9 protein-coding genes and 1 pseudogene are annotated in these 8,517 nt (G+C 63.9%); 5 read left to right on the forward strand and 5 right to left on the reverse strand.

Annotated elements, in window-relative coordinates; translation table 11 throughout:
* The coding region (locus EOA38_RS20110) for an esterase-like activity of phytase family protein (protein WP_127300037.1) at positions 1-1,269 on the forward strand (1,269 nt) is incomplete at its 5' end.
* A 101-nt stretch (positions 1,270-1,370) separates the two neighbouring features.
* Positions 1,371-2,843 carry an MATE family efflux transporter gene (locus tag EOA38_RS20115; RefSeq protein ID WP_127300038.1) on the forward strand — a complete coding sequence of 491 codons (1,473 nt, stop codon included), beginning with the start codon at positions 1,371-1,373 and terminating at the stop codon, positions 2,841-2,843.
* 30 nt (positions 2,844-2,873) lie between these two features.
* On the opposite strand, the gene EOA38_RS20120 is transcribed toward EOA38_RS20115, so the two are convergent.
* The gene (locus tag EOA38_RS20120) at positions 2,874-4,082 is read right to left on the reverse strand and encodes an MFS transporter (RefSeq protein WP_127300039.1); all 1,209 of its coding nucleotides are present in this window, start codon (positions 4,080-4,082) and stop codon (positions 2,874-2,876) included.
* 142 nt (positions 4,083-4,224) lie between these two features.
* Between EOA38_RS20120 and EOA38_RS20125 the strand changes: the two genes are divergently transcribed.
* Entirely contained in the window at positions 4,225-4,800 is a 576-nt protein-coding gene (locus EOA38_RS20125) for a TMEM175 family protein (protein ID WP_127300040.1), read from the forward strand.
* 62 nt (positions 4,801-4,862) lie between these two features.
* Here EOA38_RS20125 and EOA38_RS20130 read toward each other — a convergent pair whose 3' ends face one another.
* Complete coding sequence (locus tag EOA38_RS20130; RefSeq protein WP_126093108.1) at positions 4,863-5,144, reverse strand: hypothetical protein; 282 nt, start codon at positions 5,142-5,144, stop codon at positions 4,863-4,865.
* A 194-nt stretch (positions 5,145-5,338) separates the two neighbouring features.
* Between EOA38_RS20130 and EOA38_RS20135 the strand changes: the two genes are divergently transcribed.
* On the forward strand, positions 5,339-6,205 hold the full coding sequence (locus EOA38_RS20135; protein ID WP_127300041.1) for an SDR family NAD(P)-dependent oxidoreductase: 867 nt from the start codon (positions 5,339-5,341) through the stop codon (positions 6,203-6,205).
* A gap of 10 nt (positions 6,206-6,215) precedes the next feature.
* On the opposite strand, the gene EOA38_RS20140 is transcribed toward EOA38_RS20135, so the two are convergent.
* From EOA38_RS20140 to EOA38_RS20150, 3 genes are all read right to left on the reverse strand, one after another.
* On the reverse strand, positions 6,216-6,647 hold the full coding sequence (locus EOA38_RS20140) for a low affinity iron permease family protein (RefSeq protein WP_189349987.1): 432 nt from the start codon (positions 6,645-6,647) through the stop codon (positions 6,216-6,218).
* Positions 6,648-6,929: 282 nt separating this feature from the next.
* Entirely contained in the window at positions 6,930-7,571 is a 642-nt protein-coding gene (locus EOA38_RS20145) for a DapH/DapD/GlmU-related protein (RefSeq protein ID WP_127300042.1), read from the reverse strand.
* Positions 7,572-7,636: 65 nt separating this feature from the next.
* Positions 7,637-8,122: a CreA family protein gene (locus EOA38_RS20150; RefSeq protein ID WP_189349985.1), complete on the reverse strand. Its 486-nt coding sequence runs from the start codon at positions 8,120-8,122 to the stop codon at positions 7,637-7,639.
* A gap of 231 nt (positions 8,123-8,353) precedes the next feature.
* On the opposite strand from EOA38_RS20150, the pseudogene EOA38_RS40455 reads away from it, so the two are divergent.
* Positions 8,354-8,517 (forward strand): annotated as a pseudogene (locus EOA38_RS40455) (SCO family protein); the annotation flags it as partial.

An 8,517-nucleotide genomic window follows, 5' to 3' on the forward strand; every position in this document is an offset into this window, starting at 1 on the left:
GGCTACAGGGGTTCGCTCTGGCTGCTGCCGGATCGCGGCTACAACGTCGAAGGCACCACCGACTACCGCCCGCGCCTCAACACCATCTCGATCGAGCTGACCCCGACCGCTCCGGGCGCCGTGCCCGCCGCCGGGAAGGAACAGTCGGGCGTGAAAGTGACGCTCGCCGACACCATGCTCTTGACTGACGACAAGGGCGCCGACGCCACCGGCCTCGATCCGCTGAACGGCGTGCGTGAAACCGCCGGCGAGATGCCGATCCTGCCGCAGGCCGACAACGGCAAGCTTTCGCTGGACGACGAAGCGATCGTGAGACTGCCCGACGGCACCTTGTTCATCTCCGACGAGTATGGCCCCAACATCTACCGCTTCTCGGCCGACGGCCATCTGATGTCGGCAACCCAGCCGCCGGCGGCGCTGGTGCCGATGCGCCACGGCAAGCCGAATTTCGCTTCGGACAATCCTGGTCCGGGCGCGGCCGAGCCCGATCCGAAGGATCCCGAGACCGGCCGCCAGAACAATCAGGGCCTCGAGGGCATGTCGATGACGCCGGACGGCAAATTCCTGATCGCCGTGCTGCAGTCGGCGCCACGCCAGGATGGCGGCGATTCCGGCTCGACGCGCCAGAACACGCGCGCGCTGGTCTATGACGCCTCCGACCTCGCTCACCTCAAGCTGGCGCACGAGTATGTCGTGCCGCTGCCGGTGTTCAAGGACGCCAAGGGCAAGACCAAGGTGGCCGCGCAGAGCGAGATCGTAGCGCTGTCCGACAAGAGCTTCCTGATGCTGGCGCGCGACAGCGGCAACGGCCAGGGCGTCAACGGCGATGAGTCGCTTTACCGCAAGATCGAGATCGTCGACCTCTCCGCCGCCACCGATATCGCCAACGGCCCGTTCGATGCCGCCGACAAGCCGGTTGCGCCGAAAGGCGTGCTCGACCCGTCGGTGACGCCGGCCAAGCTGACCTCCTTCATCGACATCAACGACAAGGGCGAGCTCGGCCGCTTCGGCCTGCACAATGGCGCGCCGAACGACAAGAACAACCTCTCGGAGAAATGGGAAGCGATGTCGCTGGTGAGCGTGCTCGATCCGAAGCTGCCCGACGACTATTTCCTGTTCGTCGCCAACGACAACGACTTCCTGACCCAGGATGGCTTCCAGGTCGGCGCCCCCTACAAGGCCGAGGATGGCGCCGACGTCGACACCACCTTCCTCGTCTACCAGGTTACCCTCCCCGGCCTGTCGGGAAGCAGCCTCGCCGCGAACTAGCACCGCCGCCGGGGGCGCTCCATCGCTTCGAGCCCGGAAGGGATGCATGAGCGTCAGGCCTGCGATAGCATCGCGGGCCTGATTCATTTTCGGTGCCCGTCATGGATGACGACAAGCCCGCTCACCGGCGGACCCACGACCTCACCAGCGGCCCGATTCCGCGTACGCTGCTTCTGTTTGCCTTGCCGGTGCTCGGCTCCAACGTGCTGCAGTCGCTCAACGGCTCGATCAACGCCGTCTGGGTCGGGCGTTTCCTCGGCGAGGCGGCGCTGACCGCGACCTCCAACGCCAATCTGGTGTTATTTCTCATCCTCGGCACGGTGTTCGGCATCGGCATGGCCGCGACCATTCTGGTCGCGCAATCCGTCGGTGCCCGCGACCTGTCCGAGGCCCGTCGCATCGTCGGCACAAGCGCGACCTTCTTCTTCCTCGTTTCGGTGGTGTTCGCGGTCTGCGGCTGGATCTGGGTCGACGCCATCCTCACCGGTCTCGGCACGCCCGCGGATGCCTTGCCGCTGGCGCGCAGCTATCTGCGCATCATCTTCGTCGCGATGCCGATGATGAACCTGTTGTCCTTCGTCATGACGGTGCTGCGCGGCGCCGGCGATTCGCGCACGCCGTTTGTCTTCATGGCGCTGGCGGTTGTGCTCGATGTCGTCCTGAACCCGCTCTTGATCCGCGGCATCGGCCCCTTCCCCGCGTTGGGCATCGCCGGTTCGGCCACCGCGACGCTGATCGGCCAAACGGTGAGCGTGGTCGCCATCCTGATTGTGCTCTATGCGCGTAAGCACCCGCTGCGGCTGGCCGGCAGCAACCTCGCTTTGCTCATGCCCGATCCGGCGCTTTTGCGCGTCGTCGTCTCCAAGGGCATTCCCATGGGCCTGCAGATGATCGTCATCTCGGCCGCGGCGCTGACCGTGATGGGGATCGTCAACTCCTACGGCTCGCAGGTTGCGGCGGCTTATGGCATCGCGGCGCAGCTCTGGACCTATATCCAGATGCCGGCTTTGGCCATCGGCGCCGCCGTGTCATCGATGGCGGCGCAGAATGTCGGCGCTGGACGCTGGGACCGCATCGGCAAGGTCGCCGCTTCGGGCGTCGGATTCAACCTCGTGCTGACCGGCGCGCTGGTGGCCCTGCTTTTCCTCTTCGACAGGCCTGTGCTCAGCCTCTTCTTGAGCGGCGACAGTACGGCGATCGACATCGCCGCGCACATCAACAAGGCGGCGTCCTGGTCCTTCATCCTGTTCGGCATCACCATCGTGCTGTTCGCCACGGTGCGCGCCACCGGCGCCGTCATGCCGCCTCTGATCATCCTGATCATCTCGGTGCTCATCGTGCGCACCGGCTTTGCCTATTCCATGCGAAGCGTCATCGGTCAGGAAGCGCTGTGGTGGAGCTTTCCGGCCGGCTCGATCACCTCTCTCGTGCTGGCCGCCGCCTACTATCGCTTCGGCCGCTGGCGCACGATGCACATGATCGAGGGGCGCCCGGCCGCCGGCGAGCCGCCGGACACCGGCCTCGGCGTGCCGCGCCAGCGCGCGCGCCTTTCGCCCGAGACGCCGAACGGCTGAAGGCGCTGCTGGATTGGCGGCTGCTCGAGGTCACCTCGCGTAGCGCGCGCCGAACCCCAGCGCCACCAGCGAGAAGATCGTGATCATTGCTGCAAAGGCCAGGCTGGCGACGATCGCATTCGTCCAGCTCGACAGCACGCCGATGCCGACAACCGGCAGCGCATTGCCGCAGAAGCAGCAGATGAAGAAGGCCGAAACCACTTCGGCGCGTCTGTCGGCCGGCGCAATCTGGCTCACGACCTGCAAGCCGCCGCGATAGCCGAGCGCCGCCGCCACGCCGCAGAGCGCGGTGGCAATCACCATGATCGCCATCGAAGCAAAGACCTGCGCCGCGACAACCATCGCCACCGTGGGGATCATCAGGACAAGCGCTGCCAGCATGACGGTGCGGCTGGCGAGCCGCGCCGTCGCCAAGATCGTCGCGGCAGTCACGATCGACAGTTCGAAGAACAGAGCCCCGGCTTCGGCGTGGTTGGTGACATGCAGCTGCTGCGCCAGCACGCTCGGCGCCAGCGCTGCATAGAAGCCGACGAGAGCCATGGCGCCGAAGCCGGTCACCGCAGGCGCCACGAACCGCGCGCGGATGCTGTCGGGAACCGAAAGCCGCGGCCGCATCGGAACGTGGGAGAGCCGTCCCGGCTCGGACACGGTCTCGCGCGTGCGCCAGATCAGCAGCGTGACCAGCGCCAGCAGAGCGAGATAGACGGCGAATGTCAGCCTGAGCGGCCAGGGCGCGTATTCGGCCAGCAGGCCCGATATCAGGGCACCGAGGCCGAGACCGACGAAGTTGGTGCTGGTGGCAATGATGGCGGACCGCGACTTGTCCTCGCCTTCGATCAGCTCGGCGAGCCAGGCGGTGCCGGTTCCCGCGCCGATCCCGATGCCCAGCCCGCTGAGGATGCGGGCGATGTCGAGCCACGCGAGGTTTTCGGCGAAGAGGAAAAACAGCGCGCTGACCACGGCGACTGCCATCGCCGCCAGCGCCGTCGGACGGCGGCCGATGACATCCGACAACCGCCCGAAAAACAGCAGCGCCGCAAGATTGCCGATCACATAGACGGCGTAGACCAGCGTCAGGGTGATCTGCGAAAACCCGAAGGCCTGTTTGTAGATTACATAGAGCGGCGTCAAAGCCGTGCTGCCGGTAAAGAGTGCTGCAATCATGGCGGCGACGGCAGCCATCGCCGCGCCGCCGCTGAGTTCATTGTCGCGCGTGATTGTCTGAGCGTAGCTGGTCATCGGAACCTCCGGCCAGTTTGCAAGCCCCAGCGCCCATGTAGTGGCGGCCATCCCGCATTCCGAACGCCCTCCTGACAATTCTGGCAGTATGGCCTCGCGCGAAATCCTTGCGTAACGTCTGTCAACCGACAAAGGAGGAACCATGGGCAAGGGACGGGTCGAGGCATTCACCGATGGCGTCGTCGCCATCATCATCACCATCATGGTGCTGGAGCTGAAGGTTCCGCACGGCGAGGACCTTGCCGCGCTGGCGCCGCTATGGCCGATCTTCTTCTCCTACGTCTTGTCCTTCATCAATGTCGGCATCTACTGGAACAATCTGCACAACATGTTCCACACCGTGCAGCGCGTCGATGGCCGCGTCTTATGGGCCAATCTCAACCTTCTGTTCTGGCTGTCGCTGATGCCGGTGACCACCGCCTTCATGGGCGAGAATCACTTCGCGCCGGTGCCGGTCGCCGTCTACGGCGTCGACCTCGCGCTTTGCGCCGTTGCCTACAACATCCTGGTCATCAAGCTGCGCCATCTTCACGGCGCCGAGACGACCTTTGCCAGGGCCGTGGGCCAGGATCGCAAGGGCAAGATTTCGCTGGCCCTCTATCTGGCCGGGATAGCGCTGACCTTCGTCAGTCAATGGATCGGCGTGGCCATCTATGTGCTGGTTGCGACCATCTGGTTCGCGCCGGACAAGCGCTTCGAAAGGCTGATCGAAAAATAACCGAAGCAATTCCAGGAAAAGTGCGTAGCGGTTTTCCGTCCGGAAATTGCGAAAAACCCGCCCTACCTCCGCATCGCCTTCAGCTTCTCGGCCACCGAGGCGGCTAGGTCGGCATAGCGTTCTTCCAGCCGCTCGGCCGCCGTGATGACGGGAAAATCATGGCCGAATTTTTCCAGGGCCAGACGCAGCTTCTCGGCGAAGTCCGCCTGTTTCTCCAGCGCCGCGAAAAGCGTCTTGACCTGTGCCTCGCTGATATCGGGGTTGGCGAGCATCTTCGGCACCTCGCGGCTCATCTGGTCGCCGGTGGTGGTCTGCTCCTTCAGGATTTCGATCCAGTCGGTCAAATGTCGAGCTCCTTTCCTGCCAGCATGCGCGGGGCGAGCAGTCGCGGTCAACCCGTTGCGGCTATTGCCGTCAACCGTTGCGGCTATTGCCGTCAACCCGTTGCCGCCCTCGCGTCAAACATCGCGGCGATCGAGGCTTGTCTCGGCTCCGGCCGGCGTTAAGTTCGGCTCGACATCGAACAAGGACATGGACCATGACCAGCGACGCCGAAATCCAGACCGCCCTGCCCGCTTTTGCCTCCGGCAATGTCGCCGTCATCACCGGGGGCGCCAGCGGCATCGGCCTTGCCGCGGCGAAGCGATTCGCCGCCATGGGCATGAAGACGGTCATTGCCGATATCGGCGGCGTGCGCCTTGACCAGGCCAGACAGGCGGTCGCCGCCATTGCCGGCGACGATGCCGTTCTCCCAATTCCTACCGATGTCTCCAAGGCCGACGAGGTCGACCGGCTGGCGGAACTTGCCTACGGCGCATTCGGCGCAGTCTCGGTGCTGATGAACAATGCCGGGGTCGGCAACAATCCGGGCAAGCCGTGGGAAAACCGTGACGCCTGGAAGCGGCTGCTGGACATCAACTTCTGGGGCGTCGTGCATGGCGTCGAGGCCTTCGCGCCGCGCATGCTGGCCGCGGGCAAGCCCGGCCTGATCGTCAACACCGGATCCAAGCAAGGCATCACCACGCCGCCCGGCAATCTCGCCTACAACGTCTCCAAGGCAGGCGTGAAGACATTCACCGAGGGTCTGGCGCATGCGCTGCGCAACGAGCCTGGAGCGAAGGTTTCCGCGCATTTGCTCATCCCCGGCTTCACTTTCACTGGACTGACCGAAGGCGCGACGGAAAAGCCGGCCGGCGCCTGGACGGGCGAGCAGGTTATCGATTTCATGCTGGCATCGCTCAAGCGGAACGACTTCTACATCCTCTGTCCGGACAACGAGGTGGCGCGGCCGATGGATGAAAAGCGCATGGCCTGGGCGATCGGCGACATCATCGAAAACCGCCCTGCCCTGTCGCGCTGGCATCCGGATCACAAGGACGCGTTCGCCGCCTTCATGAACCGCTGACGGGGTCCGTTCAGGCGGCTGCCTTTTTCTTGGTGCCGTTCTTCCCCGCCACCGCCTTTTTGACGGCGGCCTGGGCGACCTCCCGGTCGTGCCGCTTTGCGGCCTTTTCGCATTTGTCGCGAATCTCCTCGACCTCGGATTCGGTCAGATGCTCGATGCCGATGAAGGTGTTGTGGGCCCGGCTTACCAGGATCAATTCATCGAGTTTGGTCTGGATGGCCGCGCTGTCGCGATTTTGCGTGTTCTGGATGAGGAACACCATCAGGAACGTGACGATGGTGGTGCCGGTGTTGATGACCAGTTGCCAGGTGTCCGAGAAGCCGAAAAACGGGCCGGTCACCCCCCAGACCAGCACGATCAGAACGCAGATGGCAAAGGTCGGCGGCATACCGGCCAAGTGAGCCACCCAATTGGCGACCTTGGTGAAAAGTCTCTCGATCATCCATCCCTCGCCGGAGCCGCCAGAACGCGGCGTTTCGAGAGAAACAAGGCGCCGGCCCCTCAGGTTCCCGACGATCGAATTTTCCGCCCGCACGCGCATGCAATCGGATACGCGCCAAAGCTGTTTCGCCGCGAAAAAACACCTTATTCGTTTGTTGCCATAGTGCCGATGCAGGTCAAAAAGCCTGCTCCTTCCGCTTCACGGCGGTTTACCTCCAGCCCCTTCCGTCGCGCCACCCCCGCAAGGCGGAAGGGGCACCGTCTTCCGGAAAATCTTGAAAAATCAGGGCGTTGCGCCTTCCCAGCGATCGAGGAAGGCCTCGATCGGCAATGACTGCATGTCCGGGATCGCCCTGGCGAGTTTTTCCGGCGCCCAGTCCCACCAGGCAAGGTTCTCGATACGCGCCGCCGTGGCTGCGGCGAACCTCTGGCGCAGAGGCTTCGCCGGAACGCCGGCGACGATTGCGTAAGGCGGCACATCATGTGTCACCACGGCATTGGCGCCGATGACGGCGCCGTTGCCGATAGTCACACCAGGCATGACGACCGCGCCATGGCCGATCCAGACATCGTGACCGATGCTGACCGGCCTTGCCTGCCGCCGCTCGCGGAATGCCGCGTCGACGCCAAGCCAGCGGAAATACTCGTTCGGCCGGTAGCTGATCTTGTGCTGGGTCAACCGATCGATCGGATGCTCGAGCGCATTGATGCGGCTGTTGGCGGCGATCGAGCAGAATTTGCCGATCGTCGTGTAGATCGCTTCCGAATGGCGCTCGAAATAGGAAAAGTCGCCGACCGTCACCTCGCGCAGGATCACCCGCTCGCCGATCGAGGCATAGCGGCCGAGCTTGCACCCTTTCAGTTCCGCGGTCGGATGGATGCGCGGCTCGGGATCTTTCAGGACAAGGTGTTCAGGACGGTCCATGGCGCGGCTTTACGCCCGAGCGATTGGACCCGCAAGCGGGACCCTATCATCCGCCGATCGGAAGCCTATTGCGGCTTGCCCTTTGTCCACGCGACGTTCTGGCCGTAGAGCGGCACGGTGGTGACCGACATCTTCGCCGAGCCGTTCTGCACCTGGCGCGAATGCGACAGATAGATCAGCGTCTCGTTCTTCTTGTCGTAGATGCGGTTCACCACCTGCTTCTTCCAGATCAGGCTGAGGCCCTGCTTGAACACCTCCTCGCCGCTCTCGCTCATGTCGATGTCACCGATGGTGATCGGCCCGGTCTGGCGGCAGGAGATCGAGGAATCGGAGGGATCCTCGAACCAATTGCCCTTGTGCAACCGATCGATGATGCTGCGATCGAAATAGGCGACGTGGCAGGTGACGCCGTCGACTTTCGGATCCTTGATCGCGTCGATCATGATGTCGTTGCCGACCCAGTCGACGCCGACCTTGCCGACCTCGTCGGCAGCCGCTGCGCCGGCGCTCAGGGCAAGACATGCGGCAATCAAGCCGATCAGTTTTCGCAAGGAAGCCTCCTCGGGTTTGCGGTTCAGCCGATGTCAGGTGGGATAAGACCATGGCATTTGCAAGCCGTTCGACGGCTGGACGCGATATCGAGCCGAGAGCGCCCGTTAACCGTGACGGTTGCGGCAACGCGACATCTTTGCGCCCATCGCGCCGAACCGTTAGAACTGTTTGTCAAAACAGGCCCGCGCCCAGTCCGGCGCGCCGCGACGATCACGACGGATAGTTTTCTGATGATGCGCTCAATTCTGGTCGGCATTCTTGTCCTGATGGCGGCGGGCATAGGCTGGCTCACTTTCGACTGGTACCGCGGCCATTATGGCGGCGAACCCTTCGGCGCTGCCTTCGCGCTGACCGACCAGAAAGGCGCGCCGATCACCGAGGCTGCGTTCAGGGG

The organism is Mesorhizobium sp. M1E.F.Ca.ET.041.01.1.1 (assembly GCF_003997355.1).
Lineage (GTDB): Bacteria > Pseudomonadota > Alphaproteobacteria > Rhizobiales > Rhizobiaceae > Mesorhizobium.